General features: G+C 67.1%; 17 protein-coding genes. 15 read left to right on the forward strand and 2 right to left on the reverse strand.

The window, feature by feature from the left end; all coding sequences use genetic code 11:
- Positions 1–62 precede the first annotated feature (62 nt).
- The 8 genes from hflX (at position 63) to U4012_RS20305 (ending at position 9,289) form a co-directional block, all read left to right on the forward strand.
- Positions 63–1,238, forward strand: coding sequence for a GTPase HflX (gene hflX, locus U4012_RS20270; protein ID WP_185500398.1), 1,176 nt, complete (start codon positions 63–65; stop codon positions 1,236–1,238).
- 47 nt (positions 1,239–1,285) lie between these two features.
- Entirely contained in the window at positions 1,286–2,644 is a 1,359-nt protein-coding gene (gene hflK / locus U4012_RS20275) for an FtsH protease activity modulator HflK (RefSeq protein ID WP_321801017.1), read from the forward strand.
- A 15-nt stretch (positions 2,645–2,659) separates the two neighbouring features.
- Entirely contained in the window at positions 2,660–3,559 is a 900-nt protein-coding gene (gene hflC, locus U4012_RS20280; protein ID WP_044848881.1) for a protease modulator HflC, read from the forward strand.
- Positions 3,560–3,595: 36 nt separating this feature from the next.
- Complete coding sequence (locus tag U4012_RS20285) at positions 3,596–3,787, forward strand: DUF2065 domain-containing protein (RefSeq protein WP_009687995.1); 192 nt, start codon at positions 3,596–3,598, stop codon at positions 3,785–3,787.
- 101 nt (positions 3,788–3,888) lie between these two features.
- Positions 3,889–5,037, forward strand: coding sequence for an ATP phosphoribosyltransferase regulatory subunit (locus U4012_RS20290; protein WP_124486305.1), 1,149 nt, complete (start codon positions 3,889–3,891; stop codon positions 5,035–5,037).
- Positions 5,038–5,150: 113 nt separating this feature from the next.
- Complete coding sequence (locus tag U4012_RS20295; protein ID WP_044848883.1) at positions 5,151–6,497, forward strand: adenylosuccinate synthase; 1,347 nt, start codon at positions 5,151–5,153, stop codon at positions 6,495–6,497.
- An 8-nt stretch (positions 6,498–6,505) separates the two neighbouring features.
- On the forward strand, positions 6,506–7,102 hold the full coding sequence (locus tag U4012_RS20300; protein ID WP_044848884.1) for a phosphoribosyltransferase: 597 nt from the start codon (positions 6,506–6,508) through the stop codon (positions 7,100–7,102).
- Between the two features lie 273 nt (positions 7,103–7,375).
- Positions 7,376–9,289, forward strand: coding sequence for a potassium transporter Kup (locus U4012_RS20305; protein WP_321801022.1), 1,914 nt, complete (start codon positions 7,376–7,378; stop codon positions 9,287–9,289).
- A gap of 115 nt (positions 9,290–9,404) precedes the next feature.
- On the opposite strand, the gene U4012_RS20310 is transcribed toward U4012_RS20305, so the two are convergent.
- Complete coding sequence (locus tag U4012_RS20310; RefSeq protein ID WP_321801024.1) at positions 9,405–11,732, reverse strand: Tex family protein; 2,328 nt, start codon at positions 11,730–11,732, stop codon at positions 9,405–9,407.
- 158 nt (positions 11,733–11,890) lie between these two features.
- On the opposite strand from U4012_RS20310, the gene U4012_RS20315 reads away from it, so the two are divergent.
- From U4012_RS20315 to U4012_RS20325, 3 genes are all read left to right on the forward strand, one after another.
- Positions 11,891–12,643, forward strand: coding sequence for a hypothetical protein (locus U4012_RS20315; RefSeq protein ID WP_044848887.1), 753 nt, complete (start codon positions 11,891–11,893; stop codon positions 12,641–12,643).
- A gap of 77 nt (positions 12,644–12,720) precedes the next feature.
- Entirely contained in the window at positions 12,721–12,936 is a 216-nt protein-coding gene (locus U4012_RS20320; RefSeq protein WP_006755091.1) for a YdcH family protein, read from the forward strand.
- A 55-nt stretch (positions 12,937–12,991) separates the two neighbouring features.
- The gene (locus U4012_RS20325) at positions 12,992–15,229 is read left to right on the forward strand and encodes an ATP-dependent DNA helicase (protein ID WP_321801027.1); all 2,238 of its coding nucleotides are present in this window, start codon (positions 12,992–12,994) and stop codon (positions 15,227–15,229) included.
- 81 nt (positions 15,230–15,310) lie between these two features.
- Here the strand turns inward: U4012_RS20325 and U4012_RS20330 are convergent, their stop codons facing one another.
- The gene (locus U4012_RS20330) at positions 15,311–16,135 is read right to left on the reverse strand and encodes an outer membrane protein assembly factor BamD (RefSeq protein WP_044848889.1); all 825 of its coding nucleotides are present in this window, start codon (positions 16,133–16,135) and stop codon (positions 15,311–15,313) included.
- 41 nt (positions 16,136–16,176) lie between these two features.
- Between U4012_RS20330 and U4012_RS20335 the strand changes: the two genes are divergently transcribed.
- The 4 genes from U4012_RS20335 to phaC all read left to right on the forward strand — a co-directional run bounded on the left by U4012_RS20335 (position 16,177) and on the right by phaC (position 20,495).
- Positions 16,177–17,397, forward strand: coding sequence for an RluA family pseudouridine synthase (locus U4012_RS20335; protein WP_124486310.1), 1,221 nt, complete (start codon positions 16,177–16,179; stop codon positions 17,395–17,397).
- 6 nt (positions 17,398–17,403) lie between these two features.
- The gene (gene pgeF, locus U4012_RS20340; RefSeq protein WP_321801031.1) at positions 17,404–18,243 is read left to right on the forward strand and encodes a peptidoglycan editing factor PgeF; all 840 of its coding nucleotides are present in this window, start codon (positions 17,404–17,406) and stop codon (positions 18,241–18,243) included.
- Positions 18,240–18,488, forward strand: a complete 249-nt coding sequence (locus U4012_RS20345) for a hypothetical protein (RefSeq protein ID WP_321801033.1) — start codon at positions 18,240–18,242, stop codon at positions 18,486–18,488. The genes pgeF and U4012_RS20345 overlap by 4 nt, the downstream gene beginning before the upstream one ends.
- Before the next feature lie 132 nt (positions 18,489–18,620).
- Entirely contained in the window at positions 18,621–20,495 is a 1,875-nt protein-coding gene (gene phaC, locus U4012_RS20350) for a class I poly(R)-hydroxyalkanoic acid synthase (protein WP_044848892.1), read from the forward strand.
- The last annotated feature ends 132 nt before the right edge of the window (positions 20,496–20,627 follow it).

Here is a 20,627-nt window from a genome sequence, read left to right on the forward strand (position 1 = left end):
CGGCCGGCATCCGGTCGCCGCGAGCGACCGATGCCAGCCGCCTTATCTTGACACCCGATAATTTGATCAACGCAGCGCTCGTCGGCATCGACTTCGGCAAGACCGATTTCGAAGCCAGTCTCGAAGAACTCAGTCTTCTCGCCTCCAGTGCGGGGGCCCGTCCCGCCGTCACCCTCACAGGTCGTCGCGCCAGCCCCGATGCCAAGATGTTCATCGGCAGCGGCAAAGCCGAAGAATTGCGGCTTGCCTGCGACGCGCACAACGTCGAAATCGTCATCTTCAACCACGCACTGGCACCGGCCCAGCAACGTAATCTGGAGCAGGCGCTTAACAGGCGGGTGGTCGACCGCACGAGCCTCATCCTCGACATCTTCGCGCAGCGCGCCCGCAGTCACGAAGGCAAGCTGCAGGTCGAGCTCGCACAGCTGCAATACCTGTCGACCCGGCTGATTCGCGCGTGGACCCACCTGGAGCGGCAAAAGGGCGGTATCGGCCTGCGCGGCCCCGGCGAAACCCAGCTCGAAACCGACCGCCGGCTGATCGGCGAGCGCATCAAGATGCTGAAGTCGCGGCTCGACCGGCTGCGCCGGCAGCACAGCACGCAGCGTCGCCAGCGCGCACGCAGCGGCACGATGTCGGTGTCGCTCGTCGGCTATACGAACGCGGGCAAGTCGACGCTGTTCAATGCGCTGACGAAAGCGCAGGCCTATGCGGCCGACCAGCTGTTCGCCACGCTCGATACGACGTCGCGACGCGTGTACCTCGGCGACGAGGCCGGTCAGATCGTCGTGTCCGATACGGTCGGGTTCATTCGCGAACTGCCTCACCAGCTGGTTGCCGCGTTCCGCGCGACCCTCGAGGAAACGATCCATGCGGATCTGCTGCTGCACGTGGTCGACGCGTCGAGCGCGGTGCGGCTCGAACAGATCGAGCAGGTGAACGGCGTGCTGCACGAGATCGGCGCGGACACGATCCGGCAGGTGCTGGTGTTCAACAAGATCGATGCGGTGCCTGAGCTGGCGGCCCGCGGCGACGCGGTCGAGCGGGACGAGTATGGTAATATTTCGCGCGTCTTTTTGAGCGCACGCACCGGTCAGGGTCTTGACGCGTTGCGTGCCGCCATCGCCGAGATCGCCTCCGCGGAACACCTTACCGGCGCGACGTTACCCAACGTCGCGCTCGACGGCGCACCCGCTGAACCGCACGAAGACCACACGATTTCCGAACACGGGCGCTAACCGGTCCCGGCCGGTTCGCCGGCGTCTAATCTGGTGAACAAACTCTGGTGAACGAATACAACGAGCGGAGTACCTGGCGGCGGATGCGCGCCTTGCTGTCGATCAACGATCCCCGCTGGGGACGCGGCGAAGGCAAGGGCAACGACGGATCCCGTCCGCGTGTGAACGAATCGAAGCGTCCGCCCGGTGGCGACGGTGACGGTCCGCCCGATCTCGACGAGATGTGGCGCAACTTCAACCGGCGTCTGAGCGGCCTGTTCGGCGGCAAGGGCGGCAACGGCTTCCGGCCCGACAACGGCCGGGCCGCGCGTGTCGGCGTCGGCATCGTGATCGGCGTGCTGGTCGCGGTCTACGCGGGCAGCGGGCTGTTCGTCGTGCAGGAAGGCCAGACGGGCGTCGTGCTGCAGTTCGGCAAGCTGTCGGGCACGGTCGGCCAGGGCGTGCACTGGCGCGCGCCGTATCCGTTCGCGTCGCACGAGATCGTCGACACGTCGCAGGTCCGTTCGATCGAGATCGGCCGCAACAACGTCGTGCGTCTCGCGAACGTGAAGGAAGCGGCGATGCTGACGCGTGATGCCGACATCGTCGACGTGCGTTTCGTCGTCCAGTACCGGATCCGTTCGGCAACCGATTACCTGTTCCGCAGCGTCGATCCCGAGCGCAGCGTGTCGCAGGCCGCCCAGGCCGCGGTGCGCGCGATCGTCGGCACGCGCAGCGCGGCCGACATGCTGAACCAGGACCGCGACGCGCTGCGCGCGCAGCTGTCCGCCGCGATCCAGCGCGATCTCGATCGCTACCAGTCGGGGCTCGAGGTGACGGCCGTCACGATGCAGAGCGTCGCGGCGCCCGAGCAGACGCAGGCTGCGTACGCCGAAGTCGCGAAGGCGCGCGATGATCGCGAAGCCGCGAAGCGTGCCGCGCAGGCCTACGCGAACGATCTGCTGCCGAAGGCGCAGGGCGACGCCGCGAAACTTGCCGATGAAGCGAAGGCGTATGCCGATCGCGTGGTCACGCAGGCCGAAGGCGACGCCGACCGGTTCAAGCAGGTCTATGCACAGTATTCGAAGGCGCCCGCGGTGATCCGCGAGCGGATGTACCTCGAGACGATGCAGGAAATCTATTCGAACGCGACGAAGGTGTTCGTCGGCAACAAGGGCGGCAACAGCGTCGTGTACCTGCCGCTCGACAAGCTCGTCGAGCAGGGGCGACAAAACGCCGCGAATGCGACGAATGCCGCGACGCCCGCCGGCGCAGCCGCGCCCGACGCGACGTCGGCGCCGGCCGCCGCCGCGGCGAGCGCACCCGCGAGCGCGGCTTCGGCCGCGGCGGCGCCCGCACCGGGCAGCGACGTGCTGCGGTCGCGCGAAGCGTTCCGCAGCCGCTCGCGTGAAGACGATACGAAGTAACGGGGAGCGCAGAACATGAACCGAATCATTGCGCTCGTCGTCGCAATCGTGATCGCCGCTTTCGCGGCGTCGTCGACCGTCCTGACCGTCGATCCGCGCCATGCGGCCGTGCTGTCGGGCCGCGACGGCGCGCAACCCGAACTCGCGGGCCCCGGCATCCATTTCAAGCTGCCGCCGCCGCTGCAGACGGCGACGCTGATCGACACGCGCCTGCAATCGCTCGAGTCGTCGGATCCGCTGCAACTGGCGACCGAAGACAAGCACGACCTGCTCGTCGCGTATGCGGTCAAGTATCGGATCAGCGATCCGATGAAGTATTTCGCGGCGACGGGCGGTGACCCGGCGGCGGCCGCCGACCGCCTGGCCGGCGCGCTGAAGAGCGCACTCGGCGACGCGTTCGGCAAGCGCGCGCTCGACGACGCGCTCGGCGGGCAGCGCGAGATCGCCAATGCGGCGCGCGACGCGGTGCGCGCGACGGCATCGGGCTTCGGCGTCGACGTGGTCGACGTGCAGTTGACGCGCGTCGACTTGCCGGCTGCGCAGACGGATGCCGTCTATCAGCGGATGATTGCCGCGCTGCGCGACCAGGCTGCACAGGTGCGCGCGGATGGCGCCGCCGATGTCGAGCAGATCAAGGCCGACGCGGAACGCGAACAGCAGGCGGTGCTCGCGAATGCGTACAAGTCCGCGCAGACGATCAAGGGCGAGGGCGACGCGAAGGCCGCGTCGATCGCCGCCGATGCGTTCGGCCGCGATCCGCAGTTCTACCAGTTCTACGCGAGCCTGCAGGCTTACCGGAATACCTTCAAGCGCAACGACATCATCGTCGTCGACCCCGACAGCGAGTTTTTCCGTTTCATGCGCAGCCCGACGGGCGGTGCCGCACCGGCGGCACCCGCTCCCCGCAAACACTGACCTTGGGGCGCCGCGTCGAGCGGCGCCGTCGCTCGCATGGACCTGGCTGGCTCGTTGTTGCTCGCGGTAGCACTGATGCTGATCATCGAGGGGGCGTTCCCCTTCGTGTTTCCCGTCGCCTGGCGCGACACGTTTCGTAGAATAGCGGAGCGGCCGCCGCATCATATCCGGATCGGCGGGCTCATCGTGATGGCGCTCGGGCTCGTCCTGCTGCTGCTCGCCACCTGATCCGGACGGCGCACCCGCCGTTCGTTCCGCCCGATTGCCGATTTCCGATTCATTTCGCGGCGCGCATGTCGCGCCCTGTTTCCCGTCGTAGGACCGTACCGATGTCGACCTGGTTACTTCCCGAGAATATCGCCGACGTGCTGCCGTCGGAAGCGCGCAAGATCGAGGAGCTGCGCCGCAGGCTGCTCGACCGCTTCCGTTCGTACGGCTACGAAATGGTGATGCCGCCGTTGCTCGAATACCTCGAATCGCTGCTGACGAGCGGCGGCAACGACCTGCGCCTGCGCACCTTCAAGCTGGTCGACCAGCTGTCGGGCCGCACGCTCGGCCTGCGCGCGGACATCACGCCGCAAGTCGCGCGCATCGACGCGCACCTGCTGAACCGCCAGGGCGTGACGCGCCTCTGCTATGCCGGCCACGTGATGCATACGCGTCCTCGCGGGCTGCACGCGACGCGCGAACAGATCCAGATCGGCGCCGAAATCTACGGGCACGCCGGGCTGGAAGCCGATCTCGAGATCCAGCAGCTGATGCTCGACGCGCTACACCTCGCGGGGTTGTCGCGCATCCGCCTGGACCTGTGCCACGCGGGCGTGCTCGCGGCGCTGCTCGCGCGCGATGCGCAGGCTGCCGAGCGCGGCGAGGCGCTGTACGACGCGCTGTCGGGCAAGGACGTGCCGCTGCTGAACGAACTCACCGACGATCTCGGCGCCGACACGCGCGCGGCGCTTCGTGCGCTGCCGCATCTGTACGGCGACGCGAGCGTGCTCGACGAGGCGCGTGTGCGCCTGCCGGTGCTGCCCGAGATCACGCGTGCGCTCGACGATCTTGCGCAGCTTGCGGCACAGGCGAAGGGCGTCGAGGTGGCGATCGATCTCGCCGACCTGCGCGGCTACGCGTACCACAGCGGCGCGATGTTTACGGCGTACATCGACGGCGTGCCGAACGCGATCGCGCGCGGCGGCCGGTACGACCACGTGGGCCAGGCCTACGGCCGCGCCCGCCCGGCGACGGGCTTCTCGCTCGACCTGCGCGAGCTCGCGCGGATTTCGCCGGTCGAGGCGCGCGGCACCGCGATTTTGGCGCCATGGGCGCAGGACGACGCGCTGAGCGCGGCCGTGGCGGCGCTGCGCGACGCGGGCGAGGTCGTGATCCAGGCATTGCCGGGACACGACCACGTGCTCGACGAGTTCGCCTGCGACCGTTCGCTCGTCGAGCGTGACGGCGCGTGGGTGGTCGAACCCCGTTAAACAGGCGTTCGCGGGCCGTCGTTCGGCGTGCATATCGTTGAAGCGAAACGGAAAAATTCGGAATCGCCCGCGAACATAGGTAGAATACGTTTTTAACCAGCTAACGAATCAACATGTCTGCCAGCGCAGTGAACGTGACTCCCGGGCGCAATGTCGTCGTCGTGGGAACGCAATGGGGTGATGAAGGCAAGGGCAAGATCGTCGACTGGCTGACGGACCACGCTCAGGGCGTCGTGCGTTTCCAGGGCGGTCACAACGCCGGCCACACCCTCATCATCGGCGGCAAGAAAACCATCTTGCGCCTGATTCCGTCGGGCATCATGCGTGAAGGCGTCGCCTGCTACATCGGCAACGGCGTCGTCCTGTCCCCCGAGGCACTGTTCAAGGAAATCGGCGAGCTGGAAGAGGCCGGCGTGAACGTGCGCGATCGCCTGTTCATCTCCGAAGCCACGACGCTGATCCTGCCGTACCACATCGCGATCGACCAGGCGCGCGAAGCGCGCAAGGGCGCGGGCAAGATCGGTACGACCGGCCGCGGCATCGGCCCGGCGTATGAAGACAAGGTCGGCCGCCGCGCGCTGCGCGTGCAGGACCTGTTCGACGCGAAGACCTTCGCCGACCGCCTGCGCGAAAACCTCGATTTCCACAACTTCGTGCTGACCCAGTACCTGGGTGGCGCGGCCGTCGATTTCCAGGCCACGCTCGACACGATGCTCGGCTATGCCGATCGCCTGAAGCCGATGGTGGCCGACGTGTCGCGCCGCCTGTACGACGCGAACAACGCCGGTCAGAACCTGCTGTTCGAAGGCGCGCAAGGCACGCTGCTCGACATCGACCACGGCACCTATCCGTTCGTCACGTCGAGCAACTGCGTCGCGGGTGCGGCATCGGCCGGCGCCGGCGTCGGTCCGCAGAAGCTGAACTACATCCTCGGCATCACGAAGGCGTACTGCACGCGCGTCGGCTCGGGCCCGTTCCCGAGCGAGCTGTACGACGCGGACAACCCGCAGCGCCAGGACCAGGTCGGCGTCACGCTGGCGAACGTCGGCAAGGAATTCGGCTCGGTCACCGGCCGTCCGCGCCGCACCGGCTGGCTCGACGCAGCGGCACTGCGCCGCTCGATCCAGATCAACGGCGTGTCGGGCCTGTGCATGACGAAGCTCGACGTGCTCGACGGCCTCGATGAAGTCAAGCTGTGCGTCGGCTACAAGATCGACGGCAAGGACGTGGACATCCTGCCGCGCGGTGCGGCCGACGTCGCGCGTTGCGAGCCCGTGTACGAAACGTTCGCCGGCTGGAAGGAAAGCACCGTCGGCATCAAGACGTGGGACGCGCTGCCGGCGAATGCGCAGGCCTACCTGACCCGCGTCCAGGAAGTGGCCGGCGTGCCGGTCGACATGGTTTCGACGGGGCCGGATCGCGACGAGACGATCCTGCTTCGCCATCCGTTCAAGGTGTAATTCTCAGCATGACGCAGCAAATCACGATGACGGCGGCAGACTTGATGACCGATCCGCGCAACGACGACAAGAACCTGTGGGTAGGCTGGGACGAATACCATCGTCTGATCGAGCTGCTCGCGCTGCAGGTGCATGAATCGGGCTGGAAATTCGACCAGATCCTGTGCCTTGCGCGCGGCGGTCTGCGCGTCGGCGACCAGCTGTCGCGCATCTACGACGTCCCGCTCGCGATCCTCGCGACGAGTTCGTACCGCGAAGCGGCCGGCACCGAGCAGGGCGAGCTCGACATCGCGCAGTACATCACGATGACGCGCGGCAGTCTCGCGGGCAACGTGCTGCTGGTCGACGATCTCGTCGATTCGGGCGTCACGCTCGCGCGCGTGCAGGAGCACCTGAAGGAGCGCTATCCGTCGGTCACGGCCGTGCGTTCGGCCGTGCTCTGGTACAAGGGCTGCTCGAAGGTCAAGCCGGACTATCACGCACAGTATCTGCCGACGAATCCGTGGATTCATCAGCCGTTCGAAGAGTGGGACACGGTTCGTCCGCACAACCTCGAGGCATGGATCAAGCGCGGTCGCGCGCAGCGCGACGGCTCGGGCGCGTAAGCGGCCGGCCGATCGAAGGAAAGCCTTGTACGGCGCCGCTTGCGGCGCCGTTTTTTATTGGCGCGCCGTGGCCGGCGGGCACGGCGATCGGCGGGCGTGGTAGGCAGATGGCGCGGCCCCGGCTATGATGGCAGCCCTGCCACAGCTTGCGCAGGATTGCATGCGCAGCGTGGATCACGTGGTTTAAGGGCAACAAGGCAGGACGGTTTTTCAGGGGGGCGCGAGTAGAATAGCGCTCGTTTTGTCCGACCGGACCCGATTATTACGCTTCATATGAACGACACGATCCAGGCGACCGACGCAGCCCATGCGCATTCGACGCACCAACACTCGATGCGGGCGCTTGCGATAGCGGCCATCGGCGTCGTGTTCGGCGACATCGGCACGAGCCCGCTGTATTCGCTGAAGGAGGCGTTCAGCCCCGCACACGGCATTCCGCTCACGGAAGGCTCGATTCTCGGTGTGATCTCGCTGCTGTTCTGGGCGATCATCCTGGTGGTCGGCATCAAGTATCTGCTGTTCGTGATGCGGGCCGACAACAACGGCGAGGGTGGCGTGCTCGCGCTGATGGCGCTGTCGCTGCGGCCGCTCGACTCGAAAACCCGCGTCGCGGGCGCGCTGATGGCGCTCGGGATCTTCGGCGCCTGCATGTTCTACGGCGACGCCGTGATCACGCCGGCGATTTCCGTGATGTCGGCGGTGGAAGGCCTCGAGATCGCGACGCCGCACCTGTCCCATCTCGTGATGCCGATCACGATCGTGATCCTGATCGCGCTGTTCTGGATCCAGCGTCACGGCACCGCGCTGGTCGGCAAGCTGTTCGGGCCGATCATGGTGCTGTGGTTCGTCGTGATCGCGGCACTCGGCGTATATCACATCGTGCGCGTGCCGGGCATCATCGCGGCGATCAACCCGTATTACGCTGCGTCGTTCATGTCGGAGCACCTGCTGCAGGCCTACGTCGTGCTGGGTTCGGTCGTGCTGGTGCTGACCGGTGCGGAAGCGCTCTACGCGGACATGGGCCATTTCGGCGCGAAGCCGATCCGCCTCGCCGCGTACGGGCTCGTGATGCCGTCGCTCGTGCTGAACTATTTCGGCCAGGGCGCGCTGCTGATCCAGAATCCGAAGGCGATCGAGAACCCGTTCTTCCTGCTGGCACCCGACTGGGCGCTGCTGCCGCTCGTCGTGCTGTCGACGGTCGCGACCGTGATCGCTTCGCAGGCCGTGATTTCCGGCGCGTATTCGCTGACGTCGCAGGCGATCCAGCTCGGCTACGTGCCGCGCATGAAGGTGCTGCACACGTCCGAGCTGGCGATCGGCCAGATCTACGTGCCGGTCGTGAACTGGCTGCTGCTGTTCGTGATCCTCTGCATCGTGATCGGCTTCAAGAGCTCCGACAATCTCGCCGCCGCGTACGGCATCGCGGTGACGGCGACGATGGTGATCACGACCGTGCTCGCTGCCGTCGTGATGGTGAAGGTGTGGAACTGGAACCGGCTGCTCGTCGGCGCGATCATCGCCGTGTTCCTCGCGGTCGACCTGGGCTTTTTCGGCGCGAACCTGCTGAAGGTCGCGCAGGGCGGCTGGCTGCCGCTCGGCATCGGCGCGCTGCTGTTCTTCCTGCTGATGACCTGGTACAAGGGCCGCCATATCGTCAAGGAGCGCACGGCCGCCGACGGGATCCCGCTCGAGCCGTTCCTGCAGGGGCTGCTCGCGCATCCGCCGCACCGCGTGTCGGGTACCGCGATCTACCTGACCGGCAACGACAAGCTCGTGCCCGTCAGCCTGCTGCACAACCTGAAGCACAACAAGGTGCTGCACGAGCGGACCATTTTCCTGACGTTCGTCACACGCGACATTCCGTACGTGCGCGACGACAAGCGCCTGAGCTCGCGCGACGCGGGCGGCGGCCTGTACATCGTCAAGGCCCAGTACGGCTTCAACGAGACGCCGGACGTGAAGGCCGTGCTCGAGGAATTCGGCCGCACGCACGACATGACGTTCGAGCTGATGGACACGTCGTTCTTCCTCGCGCGCGAAACGGTCGTGCCGACGCATCTGCCCGGCATGTCGATCTGGCGCGAGCGCGTGTTCGCATGGATGCACCAGAATGCGGCGAAGCCGACCGACTTCTTCTCGATCCCGGCGAACCGCGTCGTCGAGCTCGGTACCAAGATCGAGATCTGACCGGTGCGCGCAGTGGCCGCGCATGCGGCCCATGCCGATCTGGCTGCGCGCTCGCTGAAGCAATAAAAAACCCGCCTTTCGGCGGGTTTTTTATACGTCAACAGCCTTCGCGTGCTCAGCGCTTCAGCTTCGCGAACGCCGCGGCCATCGCGCCGGCCGGTTCCGGTTCGCGCGAACGCTGCGGACGGGCGCTGCCGCCGCGGCCGGCGTTGCCGCGATCCTGGCCGCCGCGCGGCGCCATGCCGGGCGCGGCCGCTTCGTCGTCGAGGCGCATCGTCAGCGCAATGCGCTGACGCTTCACGTCGACGTCGAGCACCTTGACCTTGACGACCTGGCCGGCCTTCACGACTTCGTGCGGATCCTTGATGAACTTCGTCGACATCGCGGATACATGGACGAGGCCGTCCTGATGCACGCCGACATCCACGAACGCGCCGAATGCCGCGACGTTCGTCACGACCCCTTCGAGCAGCATGCCGGGCATCAGGTCGGAGACCTTCTCGACGCCGTCGCGGAACGTTGCAGTCTTGAATTCGGGGCGCGGGTCACGACCCGGTTTTTCGAGTTCGGACAGGATGTCGCGCACGGTCGGCAGGCCGAAACGTTCGTCAACAAATTCGGTCGGCGACAGGCCGGCCAGCGCGTCGCGGCTGCCGAGCACGTCGTCGATCCGCTTGCTGATCTTCGCGAGGATGCGTTCGACGACCGGGTAGGCCTCCGGGTGGACCGACGAGCGATCGAGCGGATTCTCGCCGCCGTTGATGCGCAGGAAGCCGGCTGCCTGTTCGAAGGTCTTGTCGCCGAGGCGCGGCACCTTGCGCAGGTGGTCGCGCGACGGGAACGGCCCGTTCGCGTCGCGATAGTCGACGATGTTGCGGGCGAGCGTGGCGTTCAGGCCCGAGACGCGCGCGAGCAGCGCGACCGACGCGGTGTTCGCGTCGACGCCGACCGCGTTCACGCAATCCTCGACCACCGTGTCGAGCGAGCGGGCGAGTTCGCGCTGGTTCACGTCGTGCTGGTACTGGCCGACGCCGATCGCTTTCGGCTCGATCTTCACGAGCTCGGCGAGCGGATCCTGCAGGCGGCGGGCGATCGACACGGCGCCGCGCAGCGACACGTCGAGTTCCGGGAATTCCTTCGCGGCCAGCTCGGACGCCGAGTAGACCGACGCGCCGGCCTCCGACACGACGATCTTCTGCAGCCGCAGTTCGGGGTGCTTCGAGATCAGCTCGCTTGCGAGCTTGTCGGTTTCGCGCGAAGCGGTGCCGTTGCCGATGCTGATCAGCTCGGCCTGCGTCTGCGCGGCGATGCGCGCGAGCTTCGCGAGCGAGCCGTCCCAGTCGCGGCGCGGCTCGTGCGGGTAGATCGTATCGGTCGCGAGCAGCTTGCCGGTGCGGTCGACCACGGCGACCTTCACGCCCGTGCGCAGGCCGGGGTCGAGACCGATCACGGCCTTCGGGCCGGCCGGCGCGGCCAGCAGCAGGTCCTTCAGGTTGCGGGCGAACACGCGGATCGCTTCGGCTTCCGCCGTTTCGCGCAGTTGCGTGAGCAGTTCGTTCTCGATGTGCGGCTGCACCTTCACGCGCCAGCACCAGCGGCACACGTCGGACAGCCACTTGTCGGCCGGGCGGCCCTGGTTCGCGATCCCGAAATGGCGCGCGATCATCGCTTCGCCGGGATGCGGGACCTGCGCGTCGAGTTCCTCGCCGAGGCCGAGCTTGACGGTCAGCACGCCGGCGTTGCGGCCGCGGAACAGCGCGAGCGCGCGGTGCGACGGCACGGTCCGGATCGTTTCCGCATAGTCGTAGTAGTCGCGGAACTTCTCGCCTTCCTCGTTTTCCTTGCCTTCGACGACCGCCGACGACACGACGCCCTGGCTGTGCAGGTAGTCGCGCAGCTTGCCGAGCAGTTCGGCGGTTTCGCCGAATTGTTCCGACAGGATGTCGCGCGCGCCGTCGAGCGCGGCCTTCACGTCGGCGACGCCCTTGTCGGCATCGACGTAGGCGGCGGCTTCCGTCTGCGGGTCGAGCAGCGGATTCGCGAGCAGCGCCTGCGCGAGCGGCTCGAGGCCGGCTTCGCGGGCGATCTGCGCGCGCGTGCGGCGCTTCGGCTTGTACGGCAGATAAAGGTCTTCGAGCACCTGCTTGCTGTCGGCCGCGTCGATCGCGGCGCGCAGTTCGTCGGTCAGCTTGCCCTGTTCGTCGATGCTCGACAGGATCGCCGCGCGGCGATCCTCGAGCTCGCGCAGATACAGGAGGCGTTCCTCGAGCTGGCGCAGCTGCGTGTCGTCCAGGTTGCCGGTCACTTCCTTGCGGTACCGGGCAATGAACGGAACGGTCGAGCCTTCGTCGAGGAGTTGCACTGCCGCCGCGACCTGGCGCGGCTGGACGGACAGTTCGGTGGCGATGCGCTGTACGATCTTGAGTGCTACGGTTTCCGTCATGTCGTGGATGATCTGCCTGCTGAAATCGCGGCGCGGGCCGGCAGACCGCGCGGCGGGCTGCGAGACGGGCCCGCCGGACCAGATGCCGCGGGTGAGTGAAGCGGGGCATTTTGCCATAAATGGCGGAGCGTCCAGCCGGGGGTGATAGAATTTGACACATGTCCCGCAGCTTTCCTACGACGTTGCCAACTTCCCGCATTTCTCTCGTCGCGCTCGGCGCAGCGCTTGCCGCGGCTTTGTCCGCCGGGTCCACCGTCGCGTACGCACAGGCATCGGGCGCAACCGCGCCGGACGCCGCCGTCGCCGCGCCCGTTGCAGCCTCCGCCACGCAGGATTTTGACGCCCGCCAAAAAGTGCTCAATCAACGTTCCGCGGAAAACGATTATCGTTATGCCGTGGCGGAGCACGATTGCTACAGCAAGTTCTTCGTCAATCACTGTCTCGGCGTGGCGCGCGACCGGATGCGCGAGGAGCGGGCGAGCATCCGTCAGGAGCAGCTCGCGCTCGACGACGAGCAGCGCGCGGTGCGGGCGCAGCAACGCGACCAGCAGCAGGCGTTGAAGCAGGCGCAGAATGCGGCGGAAGCGCCGCAGCGCGCGGCGAACGATGCGGCGAACGCGGCTGCGTTCCGCGACAAGCAGGAGCAGAATGCACTGAAGCGGGCGCAGCGTGGCGCGGAAGGGCCGCAGCGCGCCGCGAACAAGCAGGCATACGACCAGAAGCAGGCGGATTTTCAGCACAAGCTCGACCAGGCGCGCCAGCAGGGCGCGCAGAAGGCGCAGGAGCGGGCGGACAACGCCGCGCGCTACGAGCAGAAGCAGAAGGAAGCCGCCCAGCACAAGGCCGATGTCGAACGGCGTCAGCAGGAAGCGGCCGACAAGGCCAAGCAGCAGCAACAGCAGGGGCAGTAACGTGTTGGATTGATCCGGAGTCAGTCTCGTGCGTGCCGGCACGCCAGTCGGCGCGCTGCTTCGATGAGGAGGCGCATATGCAAAACCGTCCCACGGAACAGCAGCAGGAATTGCACAACCGTTTGGCAGCATTGCAGGAGCAGCACCAGCAGCTCGCTCGGGAGATCGAGCTGAAGGAAGGACACTCCGACATCGACGACATCACGCTGCACCGGCTGAAGAAGGAAAAGCTGGCGGCCAAGGACAAAATCATTTTGCTGCAATCGCAGCTGGAACCGGATAAGCGCGCCTGAGCGCGGCCTGGCAAGCGCCGGCGCCGCCCGGGCGCTGGACACAGGAACGCTTGCCTTGAATTCACCGCTTGAAGCCAACCCCGATGCCCGGCGTGACGCGTCGTCCGCCGGGCGCGTTCGTGCGCCCGAAGGCACCTTCGAGCTGAGCCGCAAGCGCGTCGACGAACTCGACACGATTTTCGGCGAAGGCGGACTGCTTGCGCGCGCGCTGGACGGCTATCACCCGCGCCAGTCGCAGATCGAAATGGCGCGCGCGGTCGCGTCCGCGATGGAGGCGTCCGCGCGCCGGATGCCCGAGCCGGAAATCTTCGAGACCCGCAAGCGGCCGGCGCGGCGCCTCGGCGAAGGCGACCAGGCGGCCGAGTCCGCCGCGGACGGCGCAGCCGCCGACACCGACGCCGGCGACAACACGCTGATCGTCGAGGCCGGCACCGGTACCGGCAAGACCTATGCATACCTGGTGCCCGCAATGCTGTGGGGCGGCAAGGTGATCGTGTCGACCGGCACGAAGCACCTGCAGGACCAGCTGTTCCAGCGCGACATCCCGACGGTGCGCAACGCGCTCGCGGTGCCGGTGACGGTCGCGATGCTCAAGGGCCGCTCGAACTATCTGTGCCATTACTACCTGCAGCGCACGGCCGACAACGGCCGCCTGCCGTCGCGGCAGGACACCGCGTACCTGCAGGAAATCGTCCGCTTCGCGAAGATCACGAAGAGCGGCGACAAGGCCGAACTCGCGAGCGTGCCGGAGACGGCGCCCGTGTGGTCGATGGTTACGTCGACGCGCGACAACTGCCTCGGCCAGGAGTGCCCGCATTACAAGGAATGCTTCGTGATGCAGGCGCGGCGCGAGGCGCAGCAGGCCGACGTCGTCGTCGTCAACCATCACCTGTTCTTCGCGGACATCATGCTGCGCGACACCGGGATGGCCGAACTGCTGCCGAACGCGAACACGGTGATCTTCGACGAAGCGCACCAGCTGCCGGAAACGGCCACGCTGTTCTTCGGCGAGACGCTGTCGACCACGCAAATCCTCGAACTCGCGCGCGACACGGTCGCCGAGGGCCTGAGCCATGCGCGCGATGCGGTCGAGTGGGTGAAGCTCGGCGGCGATCTCGAACGTGCGGCGCGCGACCTGCGCCTCGCGTTCGCGAATGACCAGATCGTGCGCATGTCGCTCGCGCAACTGGGTGACGATCATCCGATGTTCGGCGCGCTCGATGCGCTCGAAGTGGCGCTCGATGCGCTTGCCTCGGCGCTTGCGAGCCAGGCCGAACGGGCGGAATCGCTCGGCGCGTGCCTGCGGCGCGCCCGCGAGCTGCAGGACCTGCTCGCGGGTTGGGTCGCGCCCGGTGCGGCGGAAGCGGCCGCGAAGGCCCACGCCGCCGCAGCAGGCGACAAGGCGGGCGCCGACGACCCGAACGAGAAGGTGCGCTGGGTCGAGGTGTTCGCGCATACCGTCCAGCTGCACGAAACGCCGCTGTCGGTCGCGCCGATTTTCGCGAAGCAGCGCGCCGGCGTGCCGCGCGCGTGGGTCTTTACGTCGGCGACGTTGTCGGTGCGCGGCGACTTCACGCACTACGCGGCCCAGATGGGGCTCAGCTCGCGGCGCTCGATGACGCTCGCGAGCCCGTTCGACTATCAGACGCAGGGCCTGCTGTACGTGCCGCGCAACCTGCCGCAGCCGTCGTCGCCGGCGTTTACCGACGCCGTGTTCGATGCCGCGCTGCTGGCGATCGAGGCATCGGGCGGTGGTGTCTTCATGCTGTGCACGACGCTGCGCGCGGTCGACCGGATCGCGTCGAAGCTGCGCGACGTGATCGAGTCGCGTGGCTGGAACATGCCGCTGCTGGTGCAGGGCGACGCCAGCCGCACCGAGCTGCTCGACCGCTTCCGTTCGTACGGCAATGCGATCCTCGTCGGCAGCCAGAGCTTCTGGGAAGGCGTGGACGTGCGCGGCGACGCGCTGTCGCTCGTCGTGATCGACAAGCTGCCGTTCGCGCCGCCCGACGATCCGGTGCTGGCCGCGCGGCTCGACGCGCTGACCAAGAAGGGCTTGAGCCCGTTCGCGGTTCACCAGCTGCCGCAGGCCGTGATCACGCTGAAGCAGGGTGCGGGCCGCCTGATTCGCGCGGAGACCGATCGCGGCGTGCTGATGATCTGCGACACGCGGCTCGTCGACAAGCCTTACGGCCGCCGGATCTGGCAGAGCCTGCCGCCGTTCAAGCGCACCCGCGAGATCGCGGTCGTGCAGGACTTTTTCGACGAGCACCGCGCGGAAAAACGCGCATGACCGCACCGCCGCCTGCTACGGGCGGCACCAATAAAAAACCCGGCTCGATGGCCGGGTTTTTTATTGATGCACGGGCGTCGCTCAGAATTGCCACCACGACTTCTTCGTGCCGGGGCGCGAGTGGCCGGTGATGTACGGGCTGTCCGGGAAAGTCCCCGCGAGCACGCGCTTCGTGTCTTCCGCGAGCTCCGGCTGGTTCAGCTTGCCGTACGACAGGATCATGATGTGCAGCGCGTCCTCGATCGCCGGCGCGCCCTTGTAGTCCTTGATCGCGAGCTGCGCGCGGTTGATCGCCGCGACATAGGCGCCGCGCCGATAGTAGTAGTCGGCCGCGTGCACTTCGTGCGACGCGAGCGCGTTGACGATGTAGCGCATCCGGGCGGCGGCGTCCGGCGCGTACTTGCTCTTCGGGTAGCGGTCGACGACGACCTTGAACGCGTCGTACGATTCGCGCAGTGCCTGCGGATCGCGCTCGCTCATGTCCTGGCCGGAGAAGCGGCCGAACAGGCCGAGATCGTCGTTGAAGTGGATCATCCCCTTCAGGTAGTACGCGTACGGGATATCCGGGTGATCCGGGTGCAGCTGGATGAAGCGGTCGACGGCCTGGTCGGCGGCTGCCGCTTCGTTGTCCTTCCAGTTGCAGTACGCGACGTTGATCTGCGCCTGTTGCGCGAAATGGCCGAACGGATCGCGGCCTTGCAGCGATTCGAAATATTTCGCGCACTTGCCCCAGTCGCCGCCGGACAGTGCGTCCTGGGCCTCTGAGTATAATTTGTTGTTCGACCAGGTAGCCGTCTCGTCCTGCTTCTGCGGCAAGCCGTGGCAGCCGGCGATGAGGGCCGCGGCCGCTACCACCGCAGCTCGGGCGGCGACGGTTTTGGCCGTACGTTTGGTCGAATTCATCATGCTCGCATGTCCTAGCTTCAAGTCTCGGTGACCCAGTCTAAATGACCCGTTCAAGTTCGCAGAATGCCCCGCGGGGCAAGTCAAATCGCGAAGATTATAGCCCAAGCGATCGGCCCGCCGACGCTGCCTCGGGGGATTCCCCCGATGACGATCTGGCTGCAGGCGCGATGCAGCCGCCTGTGGTGCCGTCCGCGGCGGCCGACGAGGCGCCGCGCGTCGTCGAAGTGCCGCTGTCGCTGGCGGGTGAACGCCTCGACAAGGCGCTCGCCCAACTGTTCCCCGAATTCTCCCGCAGCCGCCTGCAGAGCTGGATCGAGGCGCAACGCGTGCTGGTCGACGGCGCGCCGGCGAAGATCCGCCAGCCGGTGCCGCTCGGCGCCAGGATCGAGCTCGTGCCCGACCTGCTGCCGGAGCAGCTGGCGTTCACGCCGGAACCGGTGCCGCTCGACGTGATCTACGAGGACGACGCGCTCGTCGTCATCAACAAGCCGGCGGGCCTCGTCGTCCACCCGGCCGCCGGCAACTGGAGCGGCACGATCCTCAACGGCCTGCTGCACCGCTACGGCGACGCGGCGGCCGGCCTGCCGCGCGCGGGCATCGTGCACCGGCTCGACAAGGAGACGTCCGGCCTGATGGTGGTTGCGCGCACACTCGCCGCGCAGACCGACCTCGTGCGCCAGCTGCAGGCGCGTACGGTGAAGCGCCGCTATTTCGCGCTCGTGTGGGGCACGATGCCCGAGGACGGCACGATCGACGCGCCGATCGGCCGCGATCCGCGCGAGCGCACGCGCATGGCCGTCGTCACCGGCGCGTCGGGCAAGCCCGCGCGCACGCATTTCCGCACGGTTGACACATGCATGTGGCAACGTCAGCCGGTGTCCGCGATCCAGTGCGACCTCGAAACCGGCCGCACGCATCAGATCCGCGTGCATTGCTCGCATGTCGGGCATCCGCTGCTCGGCGATCCGGTGTACGGGCGCGCGCGCGGCAAGCGCTCGGTCGCGCCGCTGCCGGACGGGTTCGCGCGGCAGGCGCTTCACGCATGGCGGCTCGGCCTCGTGCATCCGGTCACGGGCAAGACGATGCAGTGGCGCTGTCCGTTGCCGGACGACATGAACGCGCTCGTCGCGGCGCTGGGCTTCGGGCAGGGCGACGAGGAATTCGACGATGAAGACGGTGTCTACGACGATGACGATTTCGCCGGCGATTATCGGGATCACGACGAGGATCACGACGACGATTACGACGATGAGGAGGAGTGAGTGCCGATGACGAACCTGGCGCCGTTGACGTGGCAGGACTGCGTGCAGCCCGACTGGCAGGTGGCGCCGCGCGTGCGTGCGCTGATCACGACGCGCGACGGCGGCGTGAGCGAAGGCCCGTACGGGCGCTGGCAGGACGGCGCCGCGTTGCCGGGCGGGATGAACCTCGGCCTGCATACCGGTGACGATCCGGCCCATGTCGCGGCGAATCGCGCGCGCCTGCTCGCGCTGGCGGGGCAGGCGCGCGCGGCATGGCTCGAGCAGGTTCACGGCGCGCAGGTCGTGCGTGCGGACGAGGTGATCGAGGCCGCGCCGGCTGCCTCGGCGCCCGTGCAGGCCGACGCGAGCGTGACCGACCGCACGGGGGCGGTCTGCGTCGTGATGGTCGCGGATTGCCTGCCGGTGCTGCTGTGCGATGCGCAGGGCCGGGCGGTGGGCGCCGCGCACGCAGGCTGGCGCGGGCTCGCGGCCGGCATCGTCGAGCAGACCGCGGCGCGCGTCGCGGCGCTCGCCGGCGGCGCGACGGATGCGCTGCATGCGTACCTCGGGCCCGCGATCGGCCCGCAGGCGTTCGAAGTCGGCGCCGACGTGCGCGAGGCGTTTCTCGACACCGCTCCGCAGTCGGAGCATGATGAGACGCGGCGAGCGTTCGTCGCGATCGACGGCGCGCCCGGCAAGTACCTCGCCGATCTCCATGCGCTCGCGCGCCTGCGTCTCGCGCGCGCAGGCGTGGCGCACGTGAGCGGCCGGCGCGCGTGCACGGTCACTGAACCCGCGCGCTTCTATTCGTACCGGCGCGATCGCGTGACGGGCCGCATGGCGGCGGCGATCTGGCTGGCCGATTGACGATTGACCGCGGCCCGCCGCGCGTGCTTGCGTGCTCGGTTTGCTGCGTTGCAAAATCGGGTTATCTTGATATTGGCGCGGCAATGCGGCGTTGCATGGACAACCGAATGAATAATCGCGAAGTCAAGTCAATCAAAATGTTTTATGTTTCGCCGGAAGCCTTGTCCCGCCTGTTGCGCGCGGATTATCTTCGAGCAGAAATGTTCAGCGGTTTGATGCAGCGCTTCACATGGGGAAAACGATAATGATAAAAATACCGCACTGCGGCAGAATCTGGAGACGCCTCTCCAGAGCATGACGGCCCGGCTCGCAACCGGCACGCCGCGCGCGAGCAGGATTTCACGATTGACGCTCACGAATCACCGGTAAGGCAGGTAATGACAGCATCGAAAAATTCGTCGACGTCCGCTCAGGCGGGCACTTCCACGGGCAGCACCGGATTCGGCCAGGCTGCCCAGCCGATGCAGCAGATGTTCGAGGCATGGCTGAACGCGTGGCGCGGTTTCGCCGATCCTGCGCGCGCCGCAACGGCGTCGACCAGCGCGAATCCATTCGCCGCATTCCAGTTCCCGACATCGGTGCCGTTCCAGATGCCGTCGATGCCCGATCTGGGCGCCTTCGGCGGCCTGGCATCGCCGTTCGCGGGGCTGAAGCTGCCGGTAGCCGCGATCCCGCCCGAACGGCTCCAGAAGTTGCAGGCCGACTATGCGCGCGACTGCATGACGCTGATGCAGCAGGCCGCCGCCGCGAAGCTCGAGTCGCCTGAACTGAAGGACCGCCGCTTCAGCGGGGATGCCTGGAAGGCGTCGCCCGCGCATGCATTCGCGGCCGCGTGGTACCTGCTCAACGCGCGCTACCTGCAGGAGCTGGCCGACGCGCTCGAGACCGACCCGAAGACGCGCGAACGCATCCGTTTCTCCGTTCAGCAATGGACGGCCGCCGCGGCGCCGAGCAACTTCCTCGCCCTCAATCCCGACGCACAGAAATCGATCCTCGAGACGCAGGGCGAAAGCCTGCGGCAGGGGATGATGAACCTGCTCGGCGACCTGCAGCGCGGCAAAATTTCGCAGACCGACGAATCGCAGTTCGTGGTCGGCAAGAACCTCGGGTGTACCGAAGGCGCGGTCGTCTACGAGAACGACCTGATCCAGCTGATCCAGTACGCGCCGAAGACGGACAAGGTGTTCGAACGGCCGCTCCTGATCGTGCCGCCGTGCATCAACAAGTTCTACATCCTCGACCTGCAGCCCGAGAATTCGCTCGTCGCGCATGCGCTGTCGAGCGGTCATCAGGTGTTCCTCGTGTCGTGGCGCAACGCCGATGCGTCGGTCGCGCACAAGACGTGGGACGACTACATGAACGAAGGGCTGCTCGCGGCGATCGACGCCGTGCAGCAGGTCAGCGGCCGCGAGCAGATCAACACGCTCGGCTTCTGCGTCGGCGGCACGATGCTCGCGACCGCGCTGTCGGTGCTCGCCGCGCGCGGCGAACATCCGGCCGCGTCGATGACGCTGCTGACCGCGATGCTCGACTTCACCGACACCGGCATCCTCGACGTGTTCGTCGACGAGGCGCACGTGCAGATGCGCGAGCAGACCATCGGCGGCAAGAACGGCGCCGCGCCGGGGCTGATGCGCGGCGTCGAGTTCGCGAACACGTTCTCGTTCCTGCGGCCGAACGACCTCGTGTGGAACTACGTCGTCGACAACTACCTGAAGGGCCGCACGCCCGCCGCGTTCGACCTGCTGTACTGGAACAGCGACTCGACGAGCCTGCCGGGGCCGATGTACGCGTGGTACCTGCGCAATACCTATCTCGAGAACAAGCTCCGCGTGCCGGGTGCGCTGACGGTGTGCGGCGAATCCGTCGACCTGTCGCGCATCGACGTGCCGACCTTCATCTACGGGTCGCGCGAGGATCACATCGTGCCGTGGCAGACGGCCTACGCATCGACGTCGATCCTGACGGGCCCGCTGAAGTTCGTGCTCGGCGCGTCGGGTCACATCGCGGGCGTGATCAATCCGCCGGCGAAGAAGAAGCGCAGCTACTGGGTCAACGACAGCGACCTGCCCGCATCGGCGGACGACTGGTTTGCCGGTGCGACCGAGCAGCCGGGCAGCTGGTGGACGACCTGGGTCGAGTGGCTCGACCAGTACGGCGGCCGCAAGGTCGCGCCGCCCGCCAAGCCCGGGAGCGAGCAGTTCCCGGTGATCGAGCCGGCGCCGGGTCGCTACGTATTGCAGCGCGATTGACGAAAACCGGACAGCGGCGCACGCTGTCCGATGCACCGCAGTTTTTTTAACAGGGCCGGTAGCGATGCGCCGTGTCGTGCGGGCCCGGAGGAAACGGAAATGACGGACGTAGTGATCGTATCGGCCGCGCGA

The sequence above is a fragment of the Burkholderia sp. BCC1988 genome (genome assembly GCF_905339895.1).
Taxonomy (GTDB): Bacteria; Pseudomonadota; Gammaproteobacteria; order Burkholderiales; family Burkholderiaceae; genus Burkholderia.